Raw genomic sequence first — 25,842 nt, 5'->3', positions numbered from 1 at the left:
GCGGCGAGCGTCACGTCCGTACTACGCGTCAACTGCCCTCACACTAAGGACTCCACCACCATGCGTATCGGCATCGACGTCGGGGGGACCAACACCGACGCCGCACTCCTCGGGGGCGACGACCGTGTGCTCGCCACCGCCAAGTCGCCCACCACGTCCGACATCACCTCCGGGGTCACCGCCGCCGTCCGGGCCCTGGATCCACCCGTCGAGTCCGTCACGGCGGTGATGATCGGCACCACGCACTTCCTCAACGCGCTCATCGAGGGCGCCCGCCTCGCCCCCGTCGCCGCCGTACGTCTGGGTCTGCCCGCGACGGCCGCCCTTCCGCCCATGACGGACTGGCCCGAACGGCAGCGGGCCGCCGTCGGCGGGCACGGCTATCTCTGCCACGGCGGAAGGGAGTTCGACGGGCGGCCGCTTTCGCCGCTCGACCCGGAGGAACTGAAACGGGCCGCGGCGGACATCGCGGCGCGCGGGCTCACCTCCGTTGCCGTCTCATCGGTGTTCTCGCCGGCCGCCGAGGAGGACGAGCGGCGCGCGGCCGAGATCCTGCGGGCCGAGCTGGCCGTGGGCACGCACTTCTCGCTCTCCCACGAGCTGGGCCGGGTCGGACTCCTCGCCCGCGAGAACGCCACGATCATCAACGCGGCGCTGCGGGATCTGGCGGTCGTCATCGTCGAGTCGCTCGGCAAGGCGCTCGTGGAGGTGGAGGTCACCGCGCCGTTCTTCCTCTCGCAGAACGACGGGACGCTGATGGACGTCGACTTCGCGCGCGCCTACCCGGTGGCGACGTTCGCGTCAGGGCCGACCAACTCGATGCGGGGCGCGGCCTTCCTCTCCGGGCTGGGAGACTGCGCGGTCGTCGACGTGGGCGGCACCACGGCCGACGTCGGCATCCTCAGCGGGGGCTTTCCGCGCGAGACGGCGGGCGAGAGCAGGGCCGCGGGGATCCGCACCAACTTCCGCGCCCCCGACGTCCTCTCGCTCGGCATCGGCGGCGGCTCGCTCGTCTCACCGGACGGGGAGACAGGCCCACGGTCGGTCGGCCACCGGCTCACCGAGGAGGCCCTGGTCTTCGGCGGCACGACACTGACGGCGACGGACCTCGCGGTCGCGGCGGGCCTGGCCGAGGTCGGGGACCGCACCCAAGTAGCGCATCTACAACGGGAGTTCACCGACCAGGCCCTCGACAGGATCGCCGGGCGGCTCGCCGAGAGCGTCGACCGGATGCGGACCTCGGCCGCCGCGCTGCCGGTAGTGGCGGTCGGGGGCGGCTCCGTCCTGGTCCCGGACGCGCTGCCCGGCTTCGCCGATGTGCGCCGGCCACGCCACTTCGACGTGGCCAATGCGGTCGGTGCGGCGATCACCCAGGTCGGCGGCGAGGTCGACCGGGTCTACCAAGTCCCGGAAGGGCGGCGGGATTCGGTGCTCGCCGGGGCCCGCGACGAGGCGGTGGAGCGGGCGCGGGACGCCGGGGCGCGCCCCGGCAGCGTACGCGTCGTCGACATCGAGGAGGTGCCGCTCGCCTATCTGCCCGGCGGCGCGACACGCATCCGGGTCAAGGCGGTCGGCGACCTCGATCCGGCGCGGATCACCGGGGCGTCGGTACGTCGCTCCGACCGGGCGACCGCGCATGCGTGAAATCACCCTCGACAACCTCGACGACATCGCGCGCGGCGCGGGCATCCTCGGCACGGGCGGAGGCGGCGACCCGTACATCGGCAAGCTGCTGGCCCACGAGGCGATCCGGGCGCACGGCCCGGTGCGGGTCGTCGCCATCGACGAGGTGCCGGCCGACGCGACCGTCGTCCCGATCTCGGGGATGGGCGCCCCGACCGTCCTCCTCGAGCGCGTACCGAACGGCCTGGAGGAACTGGCCGCGTTACGCGCCCTGGAAAGACACATCGGCCGCCCCGCGACGCACATCGCGCCGATCGAGATCGGCGGGGTCAACTCCATGCTGCCGATCGCCTGCGCCGCGCGGTCGGGTCTGCCGATCGTGGACGGGGACGCGATGGGTCGGGCGTTCCCCGAGGCACAGATGGTGCTGCCGGGCCTGATCGGGGTCACCAACTCCCCGATGGCGCTGGCCGACGACAAGGGCAACACGATCATCATCGAGGCGGTCGACAACCACACGGCCGAGCGGATCGGGCGAGCGGTGTGCGTGGAACTCGGCTGCCAGATCGCCTGCGCGGACACCGTGCTGCGCGGCAACCAGCTCGCCGCCGGCCTGGTCCCGGCGACGCTCACGCTCGCCGAGCGACTGGGCGCGGCGGTGCGCACGGCGCGGGCCGCGCACACCGGCCCGGTGGCGGCGGCGCGGAGAGTGCTGGGCGGCAGAGCGCTCCTGACGGGCAAGGTGGTCGATGTCGGCCGGCGCACGGAACGGGGCTTCGCACGGGGCCGGGCCCGCATAGAGGGCACCGGCCCCGACACCGACAAGATGCTCGAACTCGCCTTCCAGAACGAACACTTGATGGCGGTCCGGGACGACGTGACCGTGACGACGACGCCAGACCTGATCTGCGTCCTGGACAGCGGAACAGGCGACCCGATCACCACGGAGGGCCTGCGCTACGGCCTGCGCGTCAGCGTCGTGGCCGCCCCGTGCGACCCACGCTGGACCACTCCGGACGGCCTGGCACTGACCGGCCCGCGCTATTTCGGGTACGAGGTGGACTATGTGCCGTTCGGTTCGGCGGGCTGAGTCTCCTCCACACCCAGGGGCGCGACGGACGGCAGCAGGGTGATCGTCCGCCGCGCCCCCTTCTCCACGGCGGCACGGGAGTACAGCAGCGGAAAGGAACCATCGGCGGCCCAGGCCCCGAACAGATCCTCATAGTGCTCACTGCCCGGAACACCGGACTGCCCCGGCGAGTTCATGGCCACGGAGTCGTCCCAGGAGCCGACGTCGACGACGATCCGGAAGGTGGCCCCGGCGGTCTGCCGAAAGCCGGGCCCATAGGCGGCGGCCCCCACGGTGTCCCCACTGCCGCCGCGCGGGACGGGCCCCAGAGAGGCCCACTCCGGGGCGGGCCCGTCGATCAGGCCGGCGATGGGATGCCGCAACTGAGCCTGGTGCAGCGCACCCCAGGCCCATCCGCCGGGGTCGGGCCCGAGCAGCCGCCCCAACTCACCGACGGCGTCGGCAAGCGTGCGGAGCAACAGCACGGGATCCGGATCACCCTCAAGCAGCTCAAGATCGACGCGGGGGTCGGCGGCGGCATCCTCCACGGGCAGCACCCGCGCAAGAGCCCGCTGCCGCCGCTCCTTCTCCCCCACAATCCCGTCGAGCGCCCGCTCCAGGAGGGCGGGCCGCAGATGACGCCGGTACCAGACCTCGAAGAGGGCGCCGGCCGGGGACTCGACGGTGAGCCGAGCGTCCCAGTCACGCAGCAGTCCGACGGCGCCGGCCACCACGGGATCGCCGCCCTCCAATCCCCCGAGCAGCCGCTGAACGCGCCGGGCGGGCAGACTCACATAGTCGGTCTGCAACCGGACGCACTCTTCAACGGTCCACCCGGTGCGCGCACCGAGCTCCTCACTGATGCGGTCGTGGCGGGTGGCGGCGTACCAGTCGTACGTCACCGTCTTCTCGTCGTTCGGGTAATCGGGCGGCAGGTTCAGCTGGTTGGCGGTGGCGAACCAACCCTGCTCCGGGTCACGCTCCGACGGCAGCTCCTCGACGTCCAGGAACCCGTCCCACTCGTAACGCCCGTCACCCGGGACCGGCAGGGTGCCGTCCCAGCCCCGCCTGACGGGAACGCGACCGGCGGGACGCCAGCCGATGGTGCCGTCGGGGGCCGCATAGACCTGATTCTCGCCGGGAGCACCCCAGCGGCGCATGGCCGCAACGAACGCATCCGGGCTCTCCGCCCGCATGTAGTCGATGCTGCCCAGATAGGGGGCCATACCGGGCCCAAGCCAGGCGGCACGGACCGCGAACGCGGCGTTCTTGTCCGGGAGTTCGCGAATGACCGGACCGTGCCGCGTGAACCACAGATCGGCGGCGACGGGGTCCCCACCCCGCACCGGAATCTCCTCCGTGACCCGAGTCATCGCTTCCCACCGCCCCTGATACCAGTACGCGTGCGGGTCGGCGGGGTTGGTTCGGTAGACGTACAGATCCTCCTGATCGATCGGAAAGATCGTCAGACCGAACGCGATGTGCCCGTTGTGGCCGATGGAGATGCCGGGCAGGGCCGGTTCGCCCGCACCGATGACGTCGATGCCGGGCGCCGAGAGGTGGGCCAGATAGCGCAGGGCGGGCAGGGTTACGGCGCGGTGGGGGTCGTTCGCGAGCAGCGGGCGGCCGGTGGCGGTGCGGGACGGAGCGATGACCCAGTTGTTGGACCCGTCCAGGCCCTGGCGGGGAGCTGCGTCCGCCGCCCACGGGGGCGTGGTGGCCATCTCGTACACACGCAGAACGTCGTCCGGGATGACGGACAGGTCCAGCCCGTCGGGGACGCGCAGTTGGTGCGGCGCAGGCTCACGTCGCCGCCGAAGCTCCTCCGCGCCGGGACCGTGGTCGCGCAGGGTGAGAGCTCGGGCGACCTCGTCGCGGAGGTTGTACTGGAGCCCGTGGCTGCGAATACGAGCCACATCCGACGGCTCCCAGAACGCCGGTAGGTACCCCAACTCCACAAATTCCGGCGGTAGATGGCCCGAATCCGCGCGGCACAGCGCCACATAGGCGTTGATGCCGCACACGAACGCCGCCGTCACCCGCTCCGTGTCATCACCGTAGGCACGCCACTCCTCAGCCATGTCACCCCGGTAGAGGAACAGCCGTGCCGCACGGTCATGTTCGACGTACTGCTGCCCCAACACCTCGGCAAGCAGCCCGAGTCCACGACGCCGCCACAGATCGAGCTGGAAGAGCCGATCACGCGCGGCGTTGAACCCTTGGGCGAGGAAGAGGTCGCCCTGCGAGGCGGCATACAGGTGAGGCACGCCCCACTGATCAATCACGATCTCCACAGGCTCAACAAGCCCTGGGACCTCATACTCCGTCATCCGCCACTCACTCCCCTGCGCCGCGTGCACTCGCTCGGCCTCGGCGAGAGCGCGCGTTACGCATCGTGTGCGCCCCCCTCGTGCCAGAACACAACTTTCCCAAAGTAGGTCCCCCACCCCCCTCTCATGACAGCCCTGCGGCGCGCTGCGACGAACTGGTCCGCACCCGGCGCTCAAGCCGGATGACCCAACCCCGCAGTCCCGAGAGCCCCGCTTCGTGGCCGCCCGGTCATCTCGCTTCTCGCGGTGGAGGGTTGGGTGTCAAGGGTGAAGCGAAGCGGAATCGGCGCAGCCGACGCGACGAAGGAGCGCCCTTTACACCCGGCCCGGAACCGCCACCCTCCGGACAACCGGGCGGCCCCGGCACCAACCCAGACGCAGGCCCAGCAACCCCGGCGCCCGACCCCGGCCCCGCCCCTGTCCCCGGCCCCGGCGCCACCCAGACGACAACAACCACCACAACCAAATTGACCGCAAGCGCGATAATGCCGCCGTTCACCCCCAGGAAGGGGTCATTCTCGGTCGCCCACAACCCCGTCATCACCGCAAGCCCAGCCACCATCCCCGCAACAGCGGCCCGCGCAGTCAACCGCCGCCAGTACAAGGAAAGCAGCACAACAGGAACGAGCTGCGCAAGCCCTTCATAAGACAGCACCGACAACTCAACAAGCGTGTTCGGATAAAACAGACTGCCCGCAAGGGCGATCAACCCAGCGACGACACAGACCAGTTGAGACAACCGCTTGGTCCGCATATCACTGGCATCTCCAGCCTTCCCGAGAACACGACGCCGGGCTCGCGGATCAGCACCGTTACCGCCACCCAAAACAGTACGACCCCACAACGTACCGATGGAAAGCATGAAAACACTCATCGGCACAATCGCCGACAGAGCCCCCGCAACACCGATGAGCGCGACGACGGGCGAGGGCAACGAGTCAGTCACAAGGCTGAAAAGGGCCAAGTCGGGATTGCCGAGGGTCGGCATCACGAACAACGCCGTGGCACCGACCACCATCGGCACGAACAACAGCAGCTGGTACCAAGGCAGCAGCAGCGCGTTGCGCCGCAGCGCGTTGGGACTCTTCGCACTGAGGTAACCGGCAACCGTGGTCGGGAAGATGGTGATCGTCACGGCGTTGAGCACCACAGTGCTCAGGAACCACACACCGTCACGCCCGCCGGACTCATGACCCGGAAAGGTCAGCCACTCACGCTTCTCGCTCACCATGCGCTGCATGAAGTCGCTGAAGCCACCCAGGTAGTGCATCGGGATGTACACGGCGAGGAACACGACGGCGACGATCACCAGCATGTCCTTGAGCACGCTCACCCACGCCGACCCGCGCAGCCCAGAAACAAGGATGAAGACCTCGGCCACCACGAAAGAGATGACGGCCGCGACCTTCAGATCGACATGGCCGTACGTCATCGCGTTCACCACGACGCCCATGCCCTGAATCTGCACTTGGATATAGGGGACGATGAAAACAGTCGCGACAACAGCAACGAGAATCCCCACCGGCCGCGAGCGGAACCGGAATTCGGCGATATCCGCGATCGAGATGAGCCCGTGCCGGCTCGCGTACGTCCACAGCGCGGGCCCCACGACGTACGCGACGGCGAAGCCCACCGTCAGATACGCGACAAGATAGAGGATCGGCGCGCCAAACGAATACGACCAGCCGGCCGTCCCCAGGAACGAGAAGCTGGTGTACGTCTCGCCGGCCATCAGCAGCCAAATGAAGAGCACCCCGAGTCCACGGCTGGAGACCGACCACTCGGCGAGCCCCTTCGACCGGCCCCGGGCGCTCCACACCCCGATCAGGATGGTCGCGACCATGGCGATCCCGAACACGGTCGTCGCGACGGCTGCGGACCCGTTCATCGGCGGCCTCCTTCGGAGCCTGCGGCGAGATCGTCGGCAGGGATGGGTTCCACGGCGCCCGTGCGGTAGGCGGGGTCGAGGCGCGCGGCGAGCCAGATGACGAGCGGGCTGATCACCGTGGCGGCGATGACCCAGGCGAGGAGGAAGGGGACGCCGAGGATCCGGGGCTCGATGCGGTTGGCGACGAACGGGGCGGACCCGTACAGCAGGACGGGGACGAGCAGCAGCCACAGGGAGGGGCGGGCGACGCCACGCAGACTGGGAAGGCCGTCGAGGGGCGAGGCCGCAAGGGCCGGTGACCCCTGCTCGCCGCTGTCTTCGGCTGTGGGGGGCATGAGGGAACTCCTAAGGGCTGGGGAAATCACGCGGCGGGGACGGTCACACCGAGGGGTCGTAACGCCCGTCGACCGCAGTCCAGCCACCGTCCACGGTCAGCACACTGCCGGTGACGAACGTGGCCGCGTCCGACACGAGATAGGCGACGGCGCCGGCGAGCTCGTCGGCGCGGGCCCAGCGCTTGAGCGCGGAGGCCTGGGTGTAGGCATCGAACCATGCGGGGTCGGCGGCGATCTGATCGGTGAGCGGGGTACGGACCACGCCGGGCGCGACAGCGTTGAACCGCACGCCCTGCGGCCCCCATTCTGCTGCGGCTGTCCGCAGCAGCTGAATCAGCCCCGCCTTCGACGCGGCGTACGCCCCCTGCCCCGGCTCCACCTGGAAGGCCCGCATCGAGGCGAACCCCACGACGCTCCCCCGCCCGCGCTCGGCCATGCCGGGAGCCACGGCCTGGATGAGCGTGAGGTAGGACCGCAGGTTCAGCGCGACGACCCGGTCGAACTCCTCCAGGGTGTAATCGGCGATGCGCTTGCGGACATTGGCCCCGACGGTGACGACCAGCCCGTCGAGCGGCCCCCACTCGGCGACGGCGGCGCGCACGGCATCGGGGTCGAGGACGTCGAGGGCGTACGGGTCGGCCGTGCCGGGACGCTCACCCGCCGCGGCGCCGTCCACCGCGAGCGCCGCCGTCCGCCCGGCGCCCTCCGCGTCCCGGTCGGCGACGACGATGTGCGCGCCCTGCGCGACAAGCGCGCGGGCTGCCTCGCGGCCGATGCCGCTTGCGCCGCCGATCACCGCCATGCGACGTGCGTCGAGCCGGAAGAGGTTGCCGTAATCCATGGTGGTGCTGCCTCTCTTGGATCCGTTGGAAGGCCGATGACGATTCCGCGGGACGTCTGTGGCTGGTCGCGCAGTTCCCCGCGCCCCTTACGGGGCCCGGATGACCGTCATCCGTGTCACCGTCAGTTCCTCGATCGCGAACCGGGGGCCCTCACGGCCGATCCCCGAGTCCTTGACTCCGCCGTAGGGGGCGATGTCGCTGCGGTAGCCGGGTACTTCGTTCACCACGACGCCACCGACCTCCAGGGACTCCACCGCGCGCAGCGCGGCCCGCAGATCGCGGGTGTAGACGGCGGCGTGCAGGCCGTAGCGGCTGGCGTTGACCACGTCGTACGCGGTGTCCAGATCCGGCACCGTGCGCAGACAGACGACGGGGCCGAAGATCTCCTCGTCCCAGGCGGGTTCGCCGTCGGGGACGTCGGCGAGCAGGGTCGGGGCGACGCACCGGCCGTCCGGCGTGCGCTCCCCGCCCGCCAGCAGCCGGGCCCCGGCCGCACGCGCCCGCCCGACCCAGTCGAGCACCCGCTCCGTCGCCGCCTCGTCGATGAGCGCGGAGACGCGGGTGCCCGGTTCGCGCGGGTCGCCGACGGTCACCTCCGGGAGCCGCAGCGCCAGCTTCTTCTCGAACTCCCCGGCGACCGCGTCGACGACGATCACTCGCTGTACGGAGATGCAGGCCTGCCCCGATGCGTAGAAGCCGCCCCGCACCACCGCGTCGGCCGCGGCGTCGAGATCGGCGTCGGCGGCCACGACGAGCGCGGCGTTGGAGCCGAGTTCGAGGACCGTCTTGCGGGGCGCGGCGTCGCGCGCGATGCGGTGGCCGACGGCCGCCGACCCGGTGAAGGAGACGGCGGCGACCTCCGGGTGCGTGGTGAGCGCGAGGCCGACCTCCACGTCCCCGGTGACGAGTTGCACCGCCCCGGCGGGCGCACCCGCAGCGATCAGCCGCTCGCGTACGAGATGGACGAGCCGCAGGGTGGCCAGCGGTGTCGCGGGCGCCGGTTTGATGATCACCGGACAGCCCGCCGCGAGCGCCGGGGCGATCTTGTGGGAGGCGAGCAGGACCGGGTAGTTGAAGCCCGCGATGCCGACGACGACGCCGACGGGCCGCCGCGTCCAGAAGCCGAACAGGCCTTCCCCGGACGCCTGGAGGTCCAACGGCACGGTCTCGCCGTGCAGATGGGCCACTTCGTCCGCCGCGGACTGCCAGGTCGCCACGGTCCGCGCCATCTCGACCCGGCAGTCGATCAGCGGTTTGCCGGTCTCCAGGACGAGCAGGTCCACCAGTTCCGTGGCCGCGTCGGCCAGCGCGTCGGCGACCCCGGCAAGCACCTGCCGCCGCACGCCCGCCGTCAGTCTCCCGACCTGTCCGCGGATCGCGGCGGCGTGCTCGACCGCCCGCGCCGCGAGCTCCGCGTCGCCGACGGGAGCCGTGCCGATCTCGCTGCCGTCGTACGGGAAGCGCACGGCCCGGTGTTCGGGCGCGGCCGCCGAGCCGTCGCCGACGGGCAGTCCGTCGGGGTGTGTCATCGTGCGCCTCCGGTGAGGAAGGCGTGGGCAGCGGCGGCGTACACCCGGGTGTACTCGGCGATCTCCCGCACCTCCACGAACTCGTCCTTCTGGTGCGCGATCCACTTGCCGCCCGGTCCGTAGACGACCGTCGGCAGACCCGCGTCGCGGGTGAGGATGGTGCCGTCCGTGGTGCCGGGCACGGCCCCGAAGGGCGGCGCGGCGCCGTGCACCTGGCGGTGCCCTGCGACCAGGGCGGTGACCACCGGGTGGTCCTCGGGGAGCTCGATCGCGGGCCGGTCGTCGACGACGGTCAGCGCGACGCCCACCCCGACGTCCGCGGCCGCCTCGGCGGCGAACTTCCTTACCCGCTCGATGAGTTCGGTGTGGTCGGTGCCTGGGATGGTGCGCACGTCGATGCCGACGATGCCGTGCGCGGGGATCACGTTGAGCTGATCCGGGTCGCCGCCGTGCAGGACGGTCGGCGTGACCGTGACACGGCCCGCGTGCGGGTGGGTGCCGTAGCGCTCCTCGGCCCAGGTCTGCACGCGGGCGAGCGCCTCGACGATCCGCGCCCCGGCGACGATCGGGCTCTTCGCCTCCTGCGGCATACAGCCGTGTGCCATCACGCCGTCCAGGTCGAGGCGGAGCCGGATGCCGCCGCGGGCCGACGTGCACACCTCGTACCCCTCCGGCTCGCAGACGATGACACCGTCCACCTCGCGCGCCAGGGGCGTGGCGGCGAATGCCTTCGCGCCGAGCATCAGACCTTCCTCGTCGCACAGCACGCCGATGACGATCCGGCCGGGGAAGGGCCCGGCGAGCTGCAGGGCGCGTACGCCGTAGATCATCGCGGCAACACCGGACTTCATGTCCGCCGAGCCGCGCCCCCAGAGCTTGCCGTCGCGGATCTCCGCACCGTAGGGATCGACGCTCCAGTCCGCGGGATCCCCCTCCGTGACGACATCGATGTGCCCCTCGAACATCAGGGTCGGCCCTGCGCCGCCCCCGCCCTCGATGACGGCGACGGTGTTGGGCCGCCCCGGCGCGATCTCCACCACGTCGTACGTCCAGCCGAACGTGTCGAAGAGCCGGGCGACGAGTTCGGCGGCGGGCCGCTCGACCTCGGTGGCTCCGGTCGCGTTGACGGTGCGCAGCCGGACCAGGTCCTGGGTGAAGGCGACGGCGGCATCGGCATCGACGGCGGGCGTCGCGAGCGGCGTGCTTGAGCTGGCATGCATGGAACCTCCAAGTCGGCCGACCACAAGGCCAGTCGACTGGTCAGACCAGTTGAGTTCCCGTACTCTGCCTCCACGTTCAGGGCCGGGTCAACCATCAGATCTTGGTTTTCCGCGCCTACATCACGTATCGCGGAGGGGGCGGGCCGATGGCCGCCGACGACACCGACCTGTTCAAGACGGTCACACCGGTCCGCGCCTACCAGCGGGTGGCCGAGCAGATAGAGGAGCGGATTCTCGCCGGCGATCTGCCGCCCGGCTCCCGGCTTCCGGCCGAGCGCGAACTGGTCAACCGGTTCGGCGTCGGCCGATCGACGGTCCGTGAGGCGCTGCGCGTGCTGCAGTCGGCGGGCCTGATCCGCTCGCGCCCCGGCGATCCGCTCGGCGCCGAGGTGCTCGGCGTCTCCCCCGACAATCTCAGCCAGGCCCTCGGCCGGCTCACCCGTTCCAGCGTGTCGACCCTCGGCGAGCTGGTGCAGTTCCGCATGGTGCTAGACGCCGAGAGCAACCGTCTCGCGGCGCGGCTGCACGGCGAGGCGGACCTGGAGCGGATGCGCGAGCAGATCGCCCGTATGGAGTCACTCAGCGGCGGCGCGGCGTCCCTGCACGCGTTCAGCGAGGCCGACGCGCTCTTCCACCGGGCGATCGCCGAGGCGAGCGGCAACTCGCTGCTCGGTCTCTGCGCGCGTGCCGTGCACGAGGCGGTCGTCGAGGTCATCGAGAAGAAGATCGCGGGTGTATCGGACACGGCGGCCTGGATGGAACGCTCCATCGCCCATCACCGCGAGGTCCTCGCGGCCATCGCGGCGGGCGACGGCCCCCTCGCCGCGCGCCTGGGCCGGACGGCGCTGCACGAGTACTACGCCGAGCATGTGGAGCCGGAGACGCGGGAGTTGCTCGCGGCGTCGGCCCAGGACATCGACTGAGCAGGTCGGGCGAAGTCCGCTGCCGTTCGGGAGCGCGCCCTGAAGGGCGCGGGGCTGTGACATATGCGGCTCCGCCGCCTGGGCGCGACCAGCCACGACGATGCCGCAGGTGATCGACCGCACCTCGCGGCAACAACCAGCGGGCGCTTGGCACAGGGCGCCCCGCTACCCCCGCGGCCCCGGCGACAGGCCGAGACGCCCTTCCAACTGGGCGAGCAACTCGCCCAGGAGCCCGCTCAGTTGCCCCTGCCCGTCCGCGTCGAGCCCGGCCAGGACCACCGTCTCGTACGCGAGCTGATCGGGCAGGATCGCGTCGACCAGGTCCCTTCCTTCGTCGGTCAGGCGTACGTGGGAGACCCTGCGGTCCCGGCCGTCGACGCGCCGGTCGACCAGGCCGCGCTCCTGGAGCTGCTTGAGGCGCTTGGTGACGGCGGCCCCCGAGGAGAAGGTCTCGCGGGCGAGTTCGCCGGGGGTCAGTTCGTGGCCGGTGCGGCGCAGGGCGCCCAGGAGGTCGAACTCGGGGCGGGTCAGGCCCACCCGGCGCAGCGGGGCGTCCTCGGCCTGCTGGAGGAGGGCCGCGCAGCGGTTGATGCGGCCGATGACCTCCATCGGTGCCGTGTCGATGTCCGGCCGCACCGCCTGCCACTGCCGCACCACTGCGGCGACGGTGTCGCCCGCCGCGCCAGGACCGCTCCCGTTCGTCATGCTCCCGTGCCCTCGCCGTTCCTTCTCGCCCCGGCCGTCACGACCGGCCCGCTCCTGCGCTTCCTACGCTCTCGGCGCCGCTTCCCGTGCCGCGCACGGCCGACGACGCTGCCGCGAGCGTACGGTGTCCGGCCTGCTCGGCGACGAGCACCCGCTGCTGCGGCAGGGCGCGCTGCCACCATTCGCCCGCGGCCGCGTCGTCGGCCGTGCGGAGCTCGACCAGGGCTGCGGTGAGGCGGCGGCGGTCCTGCCGCAGGGCACCGGGCGTGGGCGACGGGGTGGCGAGGGTCCGCTCGGCGTGGGCGCGGGCGCGGTCCGTGGCGTCGATGGCCAGCTCGATGTGGTCGGCGGCGCGGCGGTTGGTGACCAGGATCGCCGCGACGATGCCGAGGAGCGCGCCGACCAGCGTGTCGACGATCCGGTCGAGGATCAGACCGCCGGGCTCCTGGAAGCGTGCGAACTCCGTCACCAGGAGCGCCATCGGCGTCACGCACACGCTGCCGAGCCAGTAGTTGCGGGTGATCAGCGCCTCCGCGCCGAAGGCGAGCGCGAGACAGCAGACGATGAGCGCGGCGTGCCCGAGGTGGGCCACCGGCACGATCGCGGCGAAGGCGAGCACGCCGACGAGGTTGCCGACCACCCGCTGCACTCCCCTGCTCCAGGTGAGTGTGACGTTGGCCTGGTAGAGCGAGGCGGCGGTGACCAGCGCCCAGTACGGGCGGCCGATGCCGAGGGCCAGGGACCCGTACCCCGCGAGTGCGCAGCCGACGGCGGTGCGCAGCGCGATGGGCAGCAGCGGCGATCCGGGCGCGAGGCGGCGCCACAGCGGGCTCTTCGCGGACTCCGCCGCCAACTCGGCCTCCAGGCCCTGCAGTTCGGCGTCCGCCTCCGGTCGTACGTGATCGGGGAGCGGGACGGCTCCGGTGCCGCGCAGTCCTGCCGCCCAGGAGCGCAGCCGTGCGGGGTCCGCCGCCGAGGGCGCCGCAAGGGCCTCCTCGGCCTGGATCACCAGGAGTTCGAGGGCGCGGCGCGGCCGCGTACGGGCGCCGGTGGCGAGCAGCGACTGCCAGGCGGCGTGGATCGCGGCGGCCGCACCCGCACGGGCGCGCACCCGGCCGGGGCCCGCGGCTTCGGCGTACGCGGCGGCGGCGTGCAGGGCGCGGGCGGTGGCCCGGCGCTCGGGGCCGTGCGGGCGCAGCAGGGCGGGAGCCATGCCGACCAGCCAGGCCACGGCGCCCGCCGCGAGGGTCAGCGCGAGGTGGCCGGGGACCTGCGCCAGGTGCTGCGGCGCGAAGAGGGTGGCCGAGCTGATGAAGGTGAAGATGAGGTGGCCGGGCGGGCCGATGCGGGTCGCGTCGCAGAGCGTCTTCTGGGCGGCGGCGAGCAGCGCACCGACCGCCACCAGAACGGCCGCCGACGAGGTGAGCGAGGCGGTGATCATGGCGATGCCGACGCTCGCGAGCATGCCGGCGACGACCCCGGCGAGGGCTCGGGCGCGGGCGGCGTACGGAAGGTTGTGCGCGTAGAGGGCGCAGAACGATCCGGCCATCGTGTACATCACGAGGTCGAGGCGGCCGAGCGCGAGGAGCGTCAGATTCGGTATCGCGGTGGCGACGACCACGCTCGACGCGGGCTTGAACCAGATGTCGGAGGGCTTGGCCAGGCGCAGCACACCTGCCAGCGGGAGCCGGCGGGCGGTGGACAGGAGCGGGGGTCGGGAAGGGCGGGCCTCGGGGGGTGGTGTGCTGCTCATACCGAGAACATTAGCAAGTGTTTTACCTGGAAAACATCTCGCACTCCGCCCCCGCCGCGCTCCCGGCGTACCCCCGTGCGCTCGCATACGACTCCCCCCGCCCGGGCATCGACCCGACGACGGCTTCGATCGGTCGATCGGGGAGGTGTGCGGTGCACGGACCGGCGCAGGCCGGCTGGCTGCTCGTCGCGCTGTGCGCGGCGACGGGGTCCTACTGTCTGCTGCGCCTGCGCAGCAGGTTCGAGGAACAGCGCCGCACCGCGGGCGGCGAGGCGCTCATGGGGTTCGGGATGGCGGCGATGGCCGTGCCCGCCGCCGTACTGACCCCGCCGCGCTGGACCTGGCCGGTCTACGCGGCGGTGTTCGGCGCCGCGGCGCTGCGCGCGCTGTGGGCGGCCCGGCGCGATCCGCATCACCTGCACCACCTGGTCGGCGCGGGCGCCATGGTCTACATGGCGTTGGCCATGACCGCGACGCCCGCGGCACACGCGGGGCACGGCGGTGGTGGCACCCCCGTCCTCACCGGCACGCTGCTGTTCTACTTCGCGGGGTTCGTCCTCTGGTCGGGGGTGCGCCTGCTGCCCGTGCGGACGCTCGCGACGGAGGGGGGCGGCACCGTCATCGGGTGGGCCGACCGCCCTGAGCTGGCGATGGTGTGCCGCTTGTCCATGGGCATCGCCATGCTCGCGATGCTGCTCACCCTGTAGCCAATCCCCTTGCGGCCAATCCCCGGCGGGACGTGGCGTGCGTCACTTGAGGCGGCTGGCCATACCGTCCGCTAGCACCGCCCTCATAGGGTTGACACATGTTGCTCCCCGTTGCGCTGTTGCTGCTGGGCGCCCTCACCGCCGTCGTCGCCCCGCGCCTCCTTGCACGGGCCGACTGGCCGGAGCGCGAGCCGATCGTCGCGCTGTGGGCGTGGCAGTGCGTCGTTGCGGGTGTCCTGCTCTGCTGCGGCCTGTCGATGGTCCTGAGCGCCGCCGCCGCGTGGCAGGCCGTGCGGGGCCATGTCTTCGCCCCCGCCCCGAACGACGTGGTGGAGGCCTACGCGCTGGGGGCGGGCGGTTCCTGGGCGCCGGCGACGGCCGTGACGCTGGCCCTCGGCGGCGTATGGACCGCGGCGATGCTGACCCGGGAGATCGCGCGGGCCCGCGCCCGGCGCCGCAAGCGGCGTACGGAACTGCTGCTGCGCGCCCCGCTGCTGCCCGGCGAGGAGCCCGGCGCGGACCGTCTCGTGGTCCTGGAGGGCGAGCGCCCCGACGCCTGGTGGCTACCGGACACCGCTCCCCAACTGGTCATCACCACAGCGGCGTTGCGCCGTTTGAAGGGGCGTCAGCTCGATGCCGTGCTCGCCCATGAGCAGGGCCACGCGCAGGCCAGGCACGACTGGCTTCTGCACTGCTCGGGCGCGCTGGCCACCGGCTTCCCGCAGGTGCCGGTCTTCGCCGCGTTCCGGGACCAGATGCACCGCCTGGTGGAGCTGGCCGCCGACGACGTGGCATCACGCCGCTTCGGCCGCCTGACGATCGCGCTCGCCCTGGTCGAACTCAACGAGGACCGGGGCGTGTTCGGCCCCTGCCCGACCCCGCAGGCACATGTGCCGCAGCGCGTGCACCGCCTGCTCTCCGCCCGCCCGCGCCTCACCCCGGCCCGCAGGCTCCGCCTCACGGCGGCGGCGGCGCTGGTGCCGGTGGTTCCCCTCCTGGTGACGTTCGTGCCGGGGCTGCGCGCGCTGGGCTGACCGGATCGCGTGGCGTTTCACTGACCGGGATCGCGGGGCACTGCGCTGACCGGATCGCGTGGCGCGCCGCACCCCGGGATGGCCCAGGGCGCGGGCCGTCGGCGAGGATCACCCCATGCACCCCGCCGCACCCCTCGCCCCGCCGCCCCGCCCGCCCCGTCCCCCCGGTGCCCGCGCCGCACTCGTGGCCGCGCTGCTGTGCGTCCCCTCGGTCCTGCTGCTGCTCCTGGTCGAGCTGGAGTGGCGTCCGCTGATGGAGCTCGACGGCGACATCGCGCGCACCACGCACCGCTGGGCCGTCGCGCACGACGACCTCACGCACGCCAGCCGCATCCTGACCGACTGGGTGTGGGACCCGTGGACGATGCGCGCGCTGTGCACCGTGACGGTGGTGTGGCTCGCGTTCCGCGGCGCGTGGTGGCTCGCGCTGTGGATCGCGGTCACCTGCGCGGTGGGCACGGTGGTGCAGCAGGGGCTGAAGGCGGCGCTCGACCGGCCGCGCCCGTCCTGGCCGGACCCGGTGGACTCGGCCCAGTACGCGGCCTTCCCCTCGGGGCACGCCATGACGGCGACGGTGGTCTGCGGACTGCTCCTGTGGCTCCTTCGCGTGTACGGCGTGGGCCCCGCCGCCTGGCGCACGGGTCTTGCGCTGGCCGTGGTCTCCGTCGTCGGGGTCGGCCTGACCCGGATCTGGAACGGCGTGCACTGGCCGTCGGACGTCGTCGGCGGCTGGCTGCTCGGCGCGCTGATGGTGGCCGTGGCGGTGGCGACGTACACGTACTGGCAGGGTTCACGAGCCGACGGCGAGACGTGACACCGGCACGGGCGACGCCACTTGAGCCCCACCGGCCCCCGCCTCCGCGCCCCCGCAACGCGGCACCCGCGCCACACCCCTGGCCGCCTCGACGCACACGCACCGGAGGAGCACACAGTCCGACAACCAGACGTGACACCCGCACAGGCGACGCCACTCGAGCCCCACCGGCCCCCGCCTTCGCGACCCCCGCAACGCAGCACCCGCGCCACACCCCTGGCCGCCTCGACGCACACGCACCGGAGGAGCACACGGACCGACAACCAGACGCGACACCCGCACAGGCGACGCCACTCGAGCCCCACCGGCCCCCGCCTCCGCGACGCCACTTGCACCCACCCTCCCAGCCCGCTCCCCCACCGAATCAGCCCAGCGGCAGCCCGGCACCCCGGCGAATTGCCCTCCGGACAACGGAACTTGACCACCCGTCGGCCGCTCCCGGAGGATCCTTCCCATGACGATCAAGGGCGCACTCTTCGACTTCTCCGGGACGCTGTTCCGCGTCGAGTCCACCGGGGCCTGGCTGCGCGCCGTGCTGCGGGAGGCCCGGATGGCCCTTCCCGAGGCCGAGGTCGAGCGCTGTGCGGCCGAGCTGGAGCGAGCGGGAGCGCTGGCGGGCGGGGCAGGTCCCGCCGCTGTGCCCGCGCACCTGACCGAGCTGTGGGCCTCGCGCGACCGCAGCGCCGACCGGCACCGCGCCGCGTACACGGGCCTGTCCCGTGAGGTCACGCTCCCCGATCCGCGGCTGCACGACGCCCTCTACGACCGCCACATGACACCGGAGGCCTGGCGCCCCTACACCGACGCGGTGGAGGTGCTCGCCAGGCTGCGCTCGCGGGGCGTCCGCGTCGCGGTGGTCAGCAACATCGGCTGGGATCTGCGGCCCGTCGTCCGCGCCCACGGCCTCGGCCGCTACGTCGACGCGTACGCCCTGTCGTACGAACACGAGGTCCAGAAACCCGACCCGCGCCTGTTCACCCATGCCCTGGAGACACTCGGCGTCGATCCGTCGGACGCCCTGATGGTCGGCGACGACCGGCACGCGGACGGCGGCGCGGCGGCGCTCGGCTGCGCGGTGCACTTCGTGGACCATCTACCGGTGGACCGGCGCCCGGACGGACTGCGCCCGGTTCTCGACCTCGTCGACCAGGCCTGAGGCAGCCGGGGTGTCGGCTCGCCCCTTACGCCTTGCTCGCCCATTACGCCTTGCAGGACCCGGAGAGGTCGCAGTACGGCTGGTTCCCGCTCGCGCCGCAGCCGCACAGCATCACGCGCGTCTCGGGCACGCTCTCGCCGTCCGCCGCCGTGATCCGCAGATCGCCGCGGAGCACCAGCCTGCCGTCGTCGGTCCGCTCCACGGTCGTGGGGACGTCCGGCCGCTCCGTCGCACCGTCGACAAGTCGATACTGGAGTGCCCCGGAGGGACAGCGGCGCACCACCTCGGCGACCTCGTCCGCGGGGGCCGCGTCGGGGGAGATCCAGGGGCGGCGCCCGGTGTCGAAGACCTGCGGAAGCCCGCGTACGCACTCCGCGGCGTGCAGACACCGCCGCGCGTCGAAGGTGACGGTGATCAGATCGCCGCGGTACGGCTTTCCTCGTTCGGCGCCCATGCCGGCTCCTCGGCGTGCGTCCGGTGGATGACCGTGTGGATGACCGTCTGTATGGCCGCGTGGATGACCACGTACACGACCGCTAGGACTGATAGCCCTCGACCTCGGCGGTCGGCCGGACCCGCGCCGCGTTCGGGTTCTCGCCGAACTCGGCCTTCGCGCGCCGCTGCCGCAGCAGGTCCCAGCACTGGTCGAGCTCCCGCTCGAGCACCGCGAGCCGCGCGCGTTCCGTCGCCTCGTCGATCGCTCCGGACGCCAGGGAGTCCCGCAGCGTCCGCTCGTCGTCGACCATCGACGAGATCCGGGACAGAATCTGCTCTTGATCCATCTCAGTACGCCTCCTCGGCCCCCCGGCCCACTGTAAGGAGGGTTCGGCCGATCGGCACCTGTGAGCAGGCAACACTCCCCCGCGGTGTTGCCTGCCCCAGGTCGCACCGGACCATGACAGGCCCACTGGGGGTCCTGGCCCGGGACGCACTGAGTATATTGGCTCGGAGCCAGTCAACGCAGGAGTTACAGGATGTCCCCGCGTAGCCCATCGGTCAATGAAGAGTTGCGAAGGCGTTCTCGCGAGCGGCTCCTGCAGGCGACGGTCGAGCTGGTGGGCGAGCGCGGCTACGAGGCGACGACCCTCGCCGACATCGCGGACCACGCCGGATCGGCGCGCGGTCTGGTGTCGTACTACTTCCCCGGAAAGCGGCAGCTGCTGCAGTCGGCGGTGCACCGCCTGATGCACCGAACCCTGGAGGCCGCGCTCGAACGCGAGCCGCGCACCACGGACGGGGACGAACTGCTCGCCCGCGCCATCGACGCGATCCTGGGCCTGGCCCGGGACCAGCCCGTCCTGATGCGCACACACATGGCAGGCATCCTGCAGGCGGAGGGTTTCGTGCGCTGCCCGGAGCAGCAGCGCCTCGCCGAGCTGCTCCGCGACACCGTCGTACGGCATGGCTCGCCCGACGTGGACACCGACTATCCGCTGCTGCGCGCGCTGCTGATGGGCGCGGTCTTCGCGGTGCTGCTTCCCGGGGCGCCGATGCCGGCGTCCGCGCTGCGGGCCGAGCTGTTCCAGCGGTACGGCCTTGCCTGGGAGCTGGGGGTCCCGCCGGGCGATGAGCCGCCCGGCGGGACACATGCGCGAATCGAGGATCAGACCGCGCAGGCGACGCGGTCCACTCAGCGGTCCACTCAGTCGAAGTAGTCCGGCTGGGTCTGGACGTTGAGCTCACGGAGCCGGACCCGCTCAGCCGGGTCGGTCCGCTTGTCGTCGATCTTCAGGACGTCGAAGCCCTTGGCCATGTCGTTGGAGTAGACATAGCCGTTGTAGTAGTACGCCGACCAGGAGCCGCCGGTGACGAGCGTGTCGGCGCTGAGCGGACCGCGCTCGAAGTAGCCGATCTCCTTCGGCTTCGAGGAGTCGGTGAAGTCCCAGACGGAGACGCCGCCCTGGTACCAGGCCTGGACCATCAGGTCCTTGCCCTTGACCGGGATCACCGAGCCGTTGTGCGCCACGCAGTTCTCCGTGGCGGCCTGGTGGCGCGGGATCTTGAAGTAGCTCTTGAAGACCAGCTTGCGCTTGTCGCCCTTGCCGGTGATGTCGTAGATGCCGTCGGCGCCGCGGTTCGGACCGGTGGCCTCGTCACAGGTGGCGGCACCGCCGCCGCCCAACTCGTCGGTGAAGACGACCTTGTTCGCCTTCTGGTTGAAGGTCGCCGAGTGCCAGAACGCGAAGTTCACGTTGTCCTGCACCTGGTCGATGACCTTCGGGTGCTCCGGGTCCTTGATGGAGAACAGGATCCCGTCGCCCATGCAGGCGCCCGCCGCGAGGTCCTTGGAGGGCAGCACGGTGATGTCGTGGCAGCCGGTGGTCTTGGAGACACCCGGGTTGGTGGGTCCGCCGGGGTTGCCGCCGCCGTCGGGGCCTTCACCCGGGAAGAGCACCGGGAAGTCGACGACCGCCGCCTTCTGCGGGGCAGCGCGCGGCACCTTGATGATGGAGATGCCGTCGTGCGGCGGCTGGCAGTCGGGGAACGTCGCGCTCGGGGAGTACGAGGAGACGTACACGTAGACGTTCTTCTTCTCCGGCACCAGGGTGTGCGTGTGCGAGCCGCAGGCGGTCTCGACGGCCGAGACGTACTTCGGGTTCGCCTTGTCGCTGATGTCGAAGACCTTCATGCCCTCCCACGAGGACTTCTCGGTCGCGGGCTGCGTGGTGCTGTTGCAGGAGTTGTCGCTGCGCGAGGAGTCGGTGGAGAGGAAGAGCAGGTTGCCGGAGACCGAGACGTCGTTCTGCGATCCGGGGCACAGGACCTGGGACACGGTCCGCGGCTTCTTCGGGTTGCTGATGTCGAAGATGCGGAAGCCGTCGTAGTTGCCTGCGAAGGCGTACTTCCCCTGGAAGGCGAGGTCCGAGTTGGTGCCCGGCAGCACGTCCTTGGGGATGTTGGCCAGATGTTTGATGTTGTCGGAGTGCACGATCTCGTCGGGCGCCGGTATCTCGCCGCTCTTGATCGCTTCCTTCGCTTCGGCGCGATCGCTCTTCGACACGCTCTTGGGGGCGGCGGGCGAGTCTCCCGGATCGGGGGTCGCGCCGGCCGGCGCCGCTGTGAACAGCGTGGCCAGCAGGCCTACCGCGGCCGCGCCAACGCCGAAGCGTCTGCGCCGTGTTCGGGGGTTGTTCAACAGGGTCACTGCGTCCTCCCTAGTCGCCGTTCAGAGTTGAACGGTTCACGGACACCACGCAGTATCGTGCTCATCATGCACAGATCAACAGATGGCAACGTACCCGTAATGAAAGTTTTTGATCACTCACGCGCGTAAGCGTGCTAGGACGGTCCCCAACTCCCCCGCGCGCCACAGGAGGCAGCCGTGCTCACCCGTCGTACGCCCGCCACAGCCATGTTCCTCACGGCCGCCGTCACGGCAGCCGCCCTCGCACTCGGCGCCTGCACCTCCGACTCCGACTCCGCCGACGGATCAACTTCCGGCAAGAAAGCGGCTCCAGGCCCTTCGGTGATCGCTCCGGGCAAACCGGGCGAGAAGGCCGCGACCATGTCCGCCGAGGACGCCGCCAAGCAGAGATCCGACGACGACACCCCCAACTCGGCGGATTTCAGCTACACCCAGATGATGATCACGCACCACGCGCAGGCCCTCGAGATGACCGAACTCGCCCCGGACCGGGCCAAGTCCGCGAAGGTTGAGCGTCTCGCGGACCGCATCACGGCCGCGCAGCGCCCGGAGATCGGCGCGATGAAGGGCTGGCTGAAGAACCACGGCGGCGCGAAGAAGAAGCAGAAGCAGCACGGGCACGGCGACCACGGAACGATGCCGGGGATGGCGACGGAGGCGCAGCTGAAGCAGTTGCGCGCCGCGAAGGGCAAGGCGTTCGACGAACTCTTCCTGAAGCTGATGATCACTCACCACAGCGGTGCGGTCACCATGGCGACGGATGTGCTGTCCGACGGCAACAACATCCTGGTCGAGGAGATGGCGAACGATGTCATCGCGCAGCAGACCGCGGAGATCGGGCGGATGCGGGAGATGTGAGGGCTCCGCAACGTGCGCCATGTATACGGCAGTTGGAGGAATGAAGCCTTCGATGGTGGATAGCGATGCCCTCAACACCTCGGCCTGAGTCACCCCGGATATACCCGGGTGGACCGGTCACTGCCCGAACACGAGGCACATAAGAGCGGAATCCCGACAATTGAAGGGTTCTCCATCATCGTGCAACCGGCCCAAGAGTTCGGCGACAACCCTGTCGAAGTACGAGAAACCGGGCACTACACGGAGGAATACGTACCCAGCTTCGTCGAGAAGTGGGACTCACTCATAGATTGGGAGAAGCGGGCGGAGAGCGAGGGGACGTTCTTCATCGATCTGCTGCGCAAGCGGGGCGTGCGAAGCGTCCTCGACGTCGCCACAGGCACCGGATTCCACTCGGTCCGCCTGCTCGCCACCGGATTCGAGACCGTCAGCGCCGACGGAAGCGCCGACATGCTGTCCATGGCCTTCGCGAACGGTATGCAGAAGGGCGGCCACATCATGCGGGTCGTCCAGGCCGACTGGCGCTGGCTCAACCGCGATGTGCACGGCGAATACGACGCCATCGTCTGCCTCGGAAACTCCTTCACGCATCTGTTCTCGGAGCGCGACCGCCGCAAGGCGCTCGCCGAGTTCTACGCGATGCTCAAGCACGACGGCATTCTGGTCCTCGACCAGCGCAACTACGACGCGATCCTGGACGACGGCTACACCAGCAAGCACAGGTACTACTACTGCGGCGAAGACGTCGCCGTGGAGCCGGAATACGTCGACGAGGGGCTGTGCCGCATGCGGTACCAGTTCCCGGACGACTCCGTGTACCACCTCAACATGTTCCCGCTGCGCAAGGATTACACCAGGAAGCTCATGACGGACGTGGGTTTCCAGAGGGTGGAGACGTACGGAGACTTCCAGCACACGTACCGCGGCGAGCAGCCGGACTTCTTCGTGCATGTGGCGGAGAAGGAGTACCGGACGGAGGACGATCAGGACAGCCGCTACACCGGCGCGGTCGGCACCGCCCGCAGCTACTACAACTCACACGACGCGGACACCTTCTACGCCAGGGTGTGGGGCGGCGAGGACATCCACATCGGCCTCTACGAAAATCCGGGCGAACCGATCGCGGACGCCAGCCGCCGCACGGTCCAGCGGATGGCGGGCAAACTGCCTCTGACCGGGGAGTCGGTGGTCCTCGACCTCGGCTCGGGCTTCGGCGGCTCGGCCCGTCAGCTGGCCGGAGGGCACGGCTGCCGGGTGATTGCGCTCAACCTGAGCGAGGTCGAGAACCAGCGCCATAAGGAGCTGAACGCGGGCCGCGGCCTGACCGACCGCATCGACGTCGTGGACGGCTCCTTCGAGGACATCCCGTACGGCGACGGGCAGGTCGATGTCGTCTGGTCCCAAGACGCCTTCCTGCACAGCGGAAACCGCGTCAAAGTCCTGGAGGAGATCACCCGGGTACTCCGGCCCGGCGGCCACCTGATCTTCACCGACCCGATGGCCGCGGACGACTGTCCGGCGGGTGTGCTCCAGCCGATCCTCGACCGTATCCACCTGGACGACATGGGCTCCCCCGGTTTCTACCGGCGGGAGCTGTCCAGGCTCGGCTTCACCCCTGCCGACGGCACGGACGGAGGCTTCGAGGAGCACCGCGAACAGCTGACCACCCACTACGCACGCGTGCTTGAGGAGACGGCACGGCAGGAGGCGGACGGTCTGGCCCGGCAGATCAGCCACGACTATCTGACCCAGATGAAGAAGGGCCTCGGCCACTGGATCGACGGGGGCCGACAGGGGCACCTGACGTGGGGCATCTTCCACTTCGTGCGCGGCTGAGCGGTGCCTTCGCGCGGCGGTCGAGGCAGCAGTGCCACGCCCGGCCGCCGCGCGCGTCCGGAGCGTTCCTTGTTCGTTGCGGACGTCCCTAGTGGCGGTTGTGGCGCGGCGGCAGGAAGCCCGCGTCGCGAGCGGCCGCGACGAGCTTGAGCGATCTGCGGCGGCTGCGCCCGGTCTCGCTCATCACGGCGAGCACCGGATCCCGCCCCTCGCCCTGCGCCGCCCGGTAGGCCTCGGCCACCAGCCTGCGGCCTTCGCGTCCGCGCGGCCACGACGGGCGGGCGCGATGCCGGGCGGGCGCGCCCGTGCAGGCGGGGTCGGCGGACGGGGCGGGGTCGGTGCGGTCCTCTGCCGGTCCCGGTGGAGCCGGCGGCCCGGCGCTCAGGTCGCCAAGGGTGATCCGCCCCTCCGACACCACGGCTCGCGCGTCCACGACGGCGCCGTCTCCGAAGGTCAGCCGCACATGGAACCAGGGAGGCAGCGGGCCGCCGGCGGCGCCGCCCGCCTCATTCGGTCGACAGTGATCAGATACGTCAAGAAAGGAACTCTCCGACACATACGTAAGGTAGCCGTGCGATCTCATTAGGTCACGAACGGCACGCTCACTGGGCGCCCTGGCGGCCCACGCCCCCTCCCCCTTCCCGCTACGGAGTGCGATGCTGAAGTCATCCCCCGAGGTCGCCTCGCGGAAGGAGCACCGCCGTGCTGCGTGTCGCCGTCGTCGGATCGGGCCCGAGCGGGGTCTACACCGCGCAGACCCTCGTCCAGCAGGACCGGCTGCCCGGGGTGCACGTGGACGTCCTCGACCGGCTGCCCTGCCCCTACGGCCTCGTCCGCTACGGCGTGGCTCCCGACCACGAGAAGATCAAGTCCCTTCAGAACAACCTGCGTACGGTCCTTGAGCACGACCGCGTCCGCTTCATCGGCGGCATCGAGATCGGCCCCGACGGCCTGCCTCCCGCCCGGCTGCTCGACCTCTACCACGCGGTCGTGTACTGCGTGGGCGCGGCGGCCGACCGCCACCTCGGAGTGCCGGGCGAGGACCTGCCCGGGAGTTACTCGGCGACCGAGTTCGTGTCCTGGTACAGCGCCCATCCGGACGCACAGGCCGACGGTTTCGTACGGGGCGTGGAGTCGGCGGTCGTCATCGGCGTCGGGAACGTGGCGGTGGACGTCGCCCGGATGCTGGCGCGCGGCGTGGCCGAGCTGCGGCCCACCGACATGCCGCAGGCGGCGCTCGGCATGCTGGCCGAGAGCCAGGTCCGCGAGGTGCACATGGTGGGGCGGCGCGGCCCTTCGCAGGCCCGCTTCACCACCAAGGAGCTGCGTGAGCTCGGCTCGCTGCCGGACACCGAAGTCGTCGTGGATCCCGCGGAGTTGGCGCTCGATCCGGCGTACGCCGACACGGCGGGGCTGCCCGCCGCGGTCCGCCGCAACATCGAGGTGATGCGCGGCTGGGCGGAGCGTCCACTCCTCGGCCTGCCCCGGCGCATCCGGCTCCGCTTCTTCCTGCGCCCCGTGGCCGTGACGGAGGCGGCGGGGCGCGTCGGCGGGGTGCGCTTCGAGCGGACGCTGCCGGACGGGCAGGGCGGCGTGACGGGTTCGGGGCGGTACGAGGACATCGCGGGGCAGCTGGTGCTGCGCTCGGTCGGCTATCGCGGGGTGCCCATCGACGGGCTTCCTTTCGACCCGCAGCGGGGCACGGTGCCGCACGCGGCGGGGCGAGTGCTGCGCGAGGGCGCGGCGTCACCGGGTGAGTACGTGGCGGGCTGGATCAAGCGCGGCCCGACCGGCGTCATCGGGACCAACCGCCCCTGCGCCAAGGAGACGGCGCTCTCCCTGCTCGACGACGCCCCCGACCTCGTACGCAAGGACGTGGCGGACGACCCGCTGACCGCGCTCCGTGACGCGGGGTTCCGGCCCGTCGAGTGGTCGGGCTGGCAGGCGATCGAGCGGGCCGAGGCGGAACTGGGCACGTCGCTCGGCCGCGGCCCGGTGAAGATCCCGGACTGGCCCGGGCTCCTCACGGCGGCGTCGCGCGGCGCCGCCTGACCGGCGGGCGCGCCCGGAAGTCG

23 protein-coding genes are annotated in these 25,842 nt (G+C 71.2%); 11 read left to right on the top strand and 12 right to left on the bottom strand.

The genetic code is table 11. From position 1 onward, the window contains the following. Positions 1-60: 60 nt before the first annotated feature. Together OG453_RS20410 and OG453_RS20405 are read left to right on the top strand one after the other, a co-directional pair. On the top strand, positions 61-1,644 hold the full coding sequence (locus tag OG453_RS20410) for a hydantoinase/oxoprolinase family protein (protein WP_266869397.1): 1,584 nt from the start codon (positions 61-63) through the stop codon (positions 1,642-1,644). Beyond that, positions 1,637-2,713 (top strand): DUF917 domain-containing protein, encoded by a 1,077-nt coding sequence (locus OG453_RS20405; protein ID WP_266869396.1) that lies wholly within the window; start codon positions 1,637-1,639, stop codon positions 2,711-2,713. The genes OG453_RS20410 and OG453_RS20405 overlap by 8 nt, the downstream gene beginning before the upstream one ends. On the opposite strand, the gene OG453_RS20400 is transcribed toward OG453_RS20405, so the two are convergent. The 6 genes from OG453_RS20400 to OG453_RS20375 all read right to left on the bottom strand — a co-directional run bounded on the left by OG453_RS20400 (position 2,686) and on the right by OG453_RS20375 (position 10,836). Beyond that, positions 2,686-5,022, bottom strand: coding sequence for a penicillin acylase family protein (locus OG453_RS20400; protein WP_266869395.1), 2,337 nt, complete (start codon positions 5,020-5,022; stop codon positions 2,686-2,688). The two genes, OG453_RS20405 and OG453_RS20400, sit on opposite strands and share 28 nt — an antisense overlap. A gap of 229 nt (positions 5,023-5,251) precedes the next feature. Further along, entirely contained in the window at positions 5,252-6,910 is a 1,659-nt protein-coding gene (locus OG453_RS20395; protein WP_266869394.1) for a sodium:solute symporter, read from the bottom strand. Further along, positions 6,907-7,245, bottom strand: coding sequence for a DUF3311 domain-containing protein (locus OG453_RS20390; protein WP_266869393.1), 339 nt, complete (start codon positions 7,243-7,245; stop codon positions 6,907-6,909). Before OG453_RS20390 ends, OG453_RS20395 begins: the two co-directional genes overlap by 4 nt. Before the next feature lie 43 nt (positions 7,246-7,288). After that, entirely contained in the window at positions 7,289-8,086 is a 798-nt protein-coding gene (locus tag OG453_RS20385) for an SDR family NAD(P)-dependent oxidoreductase (RefSeq protein ID WP_266869392.1), read from the bottom strand. Positions 8,087-8,173: 87 nt separating this feature from the next. Then, entirely contained in the window at positions 8,174-9,616 is a 1,443-nt protein-coding gene (locus tag OG453_RS20380; protein WP_266869391.1) for an aldehyde dehydrogenase family protein, read from the bottom strand. Continuing rightward, complete coding sequence (locus tag OG453_RS20375) at positions 9,613-10,836, bottom strand: M20 family metallopeptidase (protein ID WP_266869389.1); 1,224 nt, start codon at positions 10,834-10,836, stop codon at positions 9,613-9,615. Before OG453_RS20375 ends, OG453_RS20380 begins: the two co-directional genes overlap by 4 nt. A gap of 146 nt (positions 10,837-10,982) precedes the next feature. Here OG453_RS20375 and OG453_RS20370 point away from each other — a divergent pair, with 146 nt between their 5' ends. Next, on the top strand, positions 10,983-11,759 hold the full coding sequence (locus OG453_RS20370; protein WP_266869388.1) for a FadR/GntR family transcriptional regulator: 777 nt from the start codon (positions 10,983-10,985) through the stop codon (positions 11,757-11,759). A 165-nt stretch (positions 11,760-11,924) separates the two neighbouring features. On the opposite strand, the gene OG453_RS20365 is transcribed toward OG453_RS20370, so the two are convergent. Together OG453_RS20365 and OG453_RS20360 are read right to left on the bottom strand one after the other, a co-directional pair. Next, entirely contained in the window at positions 11,925-12,464 is a 540-nt protein-coding gene (locus OG453_RS20365) for a MarR family winged helix-turn-helix transcriptional regulator (RefSeq protein ID WP_266869387.1), read from the bottom strand. Between the two features lie 37 nt (positions 12,465-12,501). Further along, on the bottom strand, positions 12,502-14,217 hold the full coding sequence (locus tag OG453_RS20360; protein WP_266869386.1) for an FUSC family protein: 1,716 nt from the start codon (positions 14,215-14,217) through the stop codon (positions 12,502-12,504). Positions 14,218-14,369: 152 nt separating this feature from the next. Here OG453_RS20360 and OG453_RS20355 point away from each other — a divergent pair, with 152 nt between their 5' ends. From OG453_RS20355 to OG453_RS20340, 4 genes are all read left to right on the top strand, one after another. Beyond that, positions 14,370-14,924, top strand: coding sequence for a DUF5134 domain-containing protein (locus tag OG453_RS20355; protein WP_266869948.1), 555 nt, complete (start codon positions 14,370-14,372; stop codon positions 14,922-14,924). 98 nt (positions 14,925-15,022) lie between these two features. Beyond that, on the top strand, positions 15,023-15,958 hold the full coding sequence (locus tag OG453_RS20350) for a M56 family metallopeptidase (protein WP_266869385.1): 936 nt from the start codon (positions 15,023-15,025) through the stop codon (positions 15,956-15,958). Between the two features lie 115 nt (positions 15,959-16,073). Beyond that, positions 16,074-16,772 (top strand): phosphatase PAP2 family protein, encoded by a 699-nt coding sequence (locus OG453_RS20345; protein ID WP_266869384.1) that lies wholly within the window; start codon positions 16,074-16,076, stop codon positions 16,770-16,772. 454 nt (positions 16,773-17,226) lie between these two features. Then, positions 17,227-17,928 carry an HAD family hydrolase gene (locus tag OG453_RS20340; protein WP_266869383.1) on the top strand — a complete coding sequence of 234 codons (702 nt, stop codon included), beginning with the start codon at positions 17,227-17,229 and terminating at the stop codon, positions 17,926-17,928. A 43-nt stretch (positions 17,929-17,971) separates the two neighbouring features. Here the strand turns inward: OG453_RS20340 and OG453_RS20335 are convergent, their stop codons facing one another. Further along, positions 17,972-18,382 (bottom strand): (4Fe-4S)-binding protein, encoded by a 411-nt coding sequence (locus OG453_RS20335; RefSeq protein WP_266869381.1) that lies wholly within the window; start codon positions 18,380-18,382, stop codon positions 17,972-17,974. Between the two features lie 82 nt (positions 18,383-18,464). Further along, entirely contained in the window at positions 18,465-18,710 is a 246-nt protein-coding gene (locus OG453_RS20330) for a DUF2630 family protein (RefSeq protein WP_266869380.1), read from the bottom strand. A 192-nt stretch (positions 18,711-18,902) separates the two neighbouring features. Here OG453_RS20330 and OG453_RS20325 point away from each other — a divergent pair, with 192 nt between their 5' ends. After that, positions 18,903-19,583, top strand: coding sequence for a TetR/AcrR family transcriptional regulator (locus OG453_RS20325; RefSeq protein WP_266869379.1), 681 nt, complete (start codon positions 18,903-18,905; stop codon positions 19,581-19,583). Here the strand turns inward: OG453_RS20325 and OG453_RS20320 are convergent. Next, positions 19,571-21,073 (bottom strand): LVIVD repeat-containing protein, encoded by a 1,503-nt coding sequence (locus OG453_RS20320; RefSeq protein ID WP_266869378.1) that lies wholly within the window; start codon positions 21,071-21,073, stop codon positions 19,571-19,573. The genes OG453_RS20325 and OG453_RS20320 overlap by 13 nt on opposite strands. A gap of 207 nt (positions 21,074-21,280) precedes the next feature. On the opposite strand from OG453_RS20320, the gene OG453_RS20315 reads away from it, so the two are divergent. Continuing rightward, the gene (locus OG453_RS20315) at positions 21,281-21,931 is read left to right on the top strand and encodes a DUF305 domain-containing protein (protein ID WP_266869947.1); all 651 of its coding nucleotides are present in this window, start codon (positions 21,281-21,283) and stop codon (positions 21,929-21,931) included. A 180-nt stretch (positions 21,932-22,111) separates the two neighbouring features. After that, a complete protein-coding gene (locus OG453_RS20310; protein WP_266869377.1) occupies positions 22,112-23,767 on the top strand; it encodes a class I SAM-dependent methyltransferase in 1,656 nt (551 codons plus the stop codon). An 88-nt stretch (positions 23,768-23,855) separates the two neighbouring features. Here the strand turns inward: OG453_RS20310 and OG453_RS20305 are convergent, their stop codons facing one another. Further along, positions 23,856-24,248, bottom strand: a complete 393-nt coding sequence (locus OG453_RS20305) for a DUF6214 family protein (protein WP_266869946.1) — start codon at positions 24,246-24,248, stop codon at positions 23,856-23,858. Positions 24,249-24,469: 221 nt separating this feature from the next. On the opposite strand from OG453_RS20305, the gene OG453_RS20300 reads away from it, so the two are divergent. After that, positions 24,470-25,819 carry an FAD-dependent oxidoreductase gene (locus OG453_RS20300; protein ID WP_266869376.1) on the top strand — a complete coding sequence of 450 codons (1,350 nt, stop codon included), beginning with the start codon at positions 24,470-24,472 and terminating at the stop codon, positions 25,817-25,819. Positions 25,820-25,842 lie beyond the last annotated feature (23 nt).

It is taken from the genome of Streptomyces sp. NBC_01381 (assembly GCF_026340305.1).
Classification (GTDB): Bacteria; Actinomycetota; Actinomycetes; order Streptomycetales; family Streptomycetaceae; genus Streptomyces.
The sequence above is the reverse complement of the archived record's forward strand: the minus strand, read 5'-3'. Positions and strand labels throughout refer to the sequence as shown.

Excerpts from the sequence above, each read along its gene's own strand:
- OG453_RS20350 (WP_266869385.1), top strand. The coding sequence starts at position 15,023 with ATGTTGCTCCCCGTTGCGCTGTTGCTGCTGGGCGCCCTCACCGCCGTC.
- OG453_RS20335 (WP_266869381.1), bottom strand. The coding sequence starts at position 18,382 with ATGGGCGCCGAACGAGGAAAGCCGTACCGCGGCGATCTGATCACCGTC.
- OG453_RS20395 (WP_266869394.1), bottom strand. The coding sequence starts at position 6,910 with ATGAACGGGTCCGCAGCCGTCGCGACGACCGTGTTCGGGATCGCCATG.
- OG453_RS20385 (WP_266869392.1), bottom strand. The coding sequence starts at position 8,086 with ATGGATTACGGCAACCTCTTCCGGCTCGACGCACGTCGCATGGCGGTG.
- OG453_RS20330 (WP_266869380.1), bottom strand. The coding sequence starts at position 18,710 with ATGGATCAAGAGCAGATTCTGTCCCGGATCTCGTCGATGGTCGACGAC.
- OG453_RS20365 (WP_266869387.1), bottom strand. The coding sequence starts at position 12,464 with ATGACGAACGGGAGCGGTCCTGGCGCGGCGGGCGACACCGTCGCCGCA.
- OG453_RS20325 (WP_266869379.1), top strand. The coding sequence starts at position 18,903 with ATGTCCCCGCGTAGCCCATCGGTCAATGAAGAGTTGCGAAGGCGTTCT.
- OG453_RS20370 (WP_266869388.1), top strand. The coding sequence starts at position 10,983 with ATGGCCGCCGACGACACCGACCTGTTCAAGACGGTCACACCGGTCCGC.
- OG453_RS20400 (WP_266869395.1), bottom strand. The coding sequence starts at position 5,022 with ATGACGGAGTATGAGGTCCCAGGGCTTGTTGAGCCTGTGGAGATCGTG.
- OG453_RS20380 (WP_266869391.1), bottom strand. The coding sequence starts at position 9,616 with ATGACACACCCCGACGGACTGCCCGTCGGCGACGGCTCGGCGGCCGCG.
- OG453_RS20410 (WP_266869397.1), top strand. The coding sequence starts at position 61 with ATGCGTATCGGCATCGACGTCGGGGGGACCAACACCGACGCCGCACTC.
- OG453_RS20345 (WP_266869384.1), top strand. The coding sequence starts at position 16,074 with ATGCACCCCGCCGCACCCCTCGCCCCGCCGCCCCGCCCGCCCCGTCCC.
- OG453_RS20340 (WP_266869383.1), top strand. The coding sequence starts at position 17,227 with ATGACGATCAAGGGCGCACTCTTCGACTTCTCCGGGACGCTGTTCCGC.
- OG453_RS20315 (WP_266869947.1), top strand. The coding sequence starts at position 21,281 with ATGTTCCTCACGGCCGCCGTCACGGCAGCCGCCCTCGCACTCGGCGCC.
- OG453_RS20390 (WP_266869393.1), bottom strand. The coding sequence starts at position 7,245 with ATGCCCCCCACAGCCGAAGACAGCGGCGAGCAGGGGTCACCGGCCCTT.
- OG453_RS20360 (WP_266869386.1), bottom strand. The coding sequence starts at position 14,217 with ATGAGCAGCACACCACCCCCCGAGGCCCGCCCTTCCCGACCCCCGCTC.
- OG453_RS20375 (WP_266869389.1), bottom strand. The coding sequence starts at position 10,836 with ATGCATGCCAGCTCAAGCACGCCGCTCGCGACGCCCGCCGTCGATGCC.
- OG453_RS20405 (WP_266869396.1), top strand. The coding sequence starts at position 1,637 with ATGCGTGAAATCACCCTCGACAACCTCGACGACATCGCGCGCGGCGCG.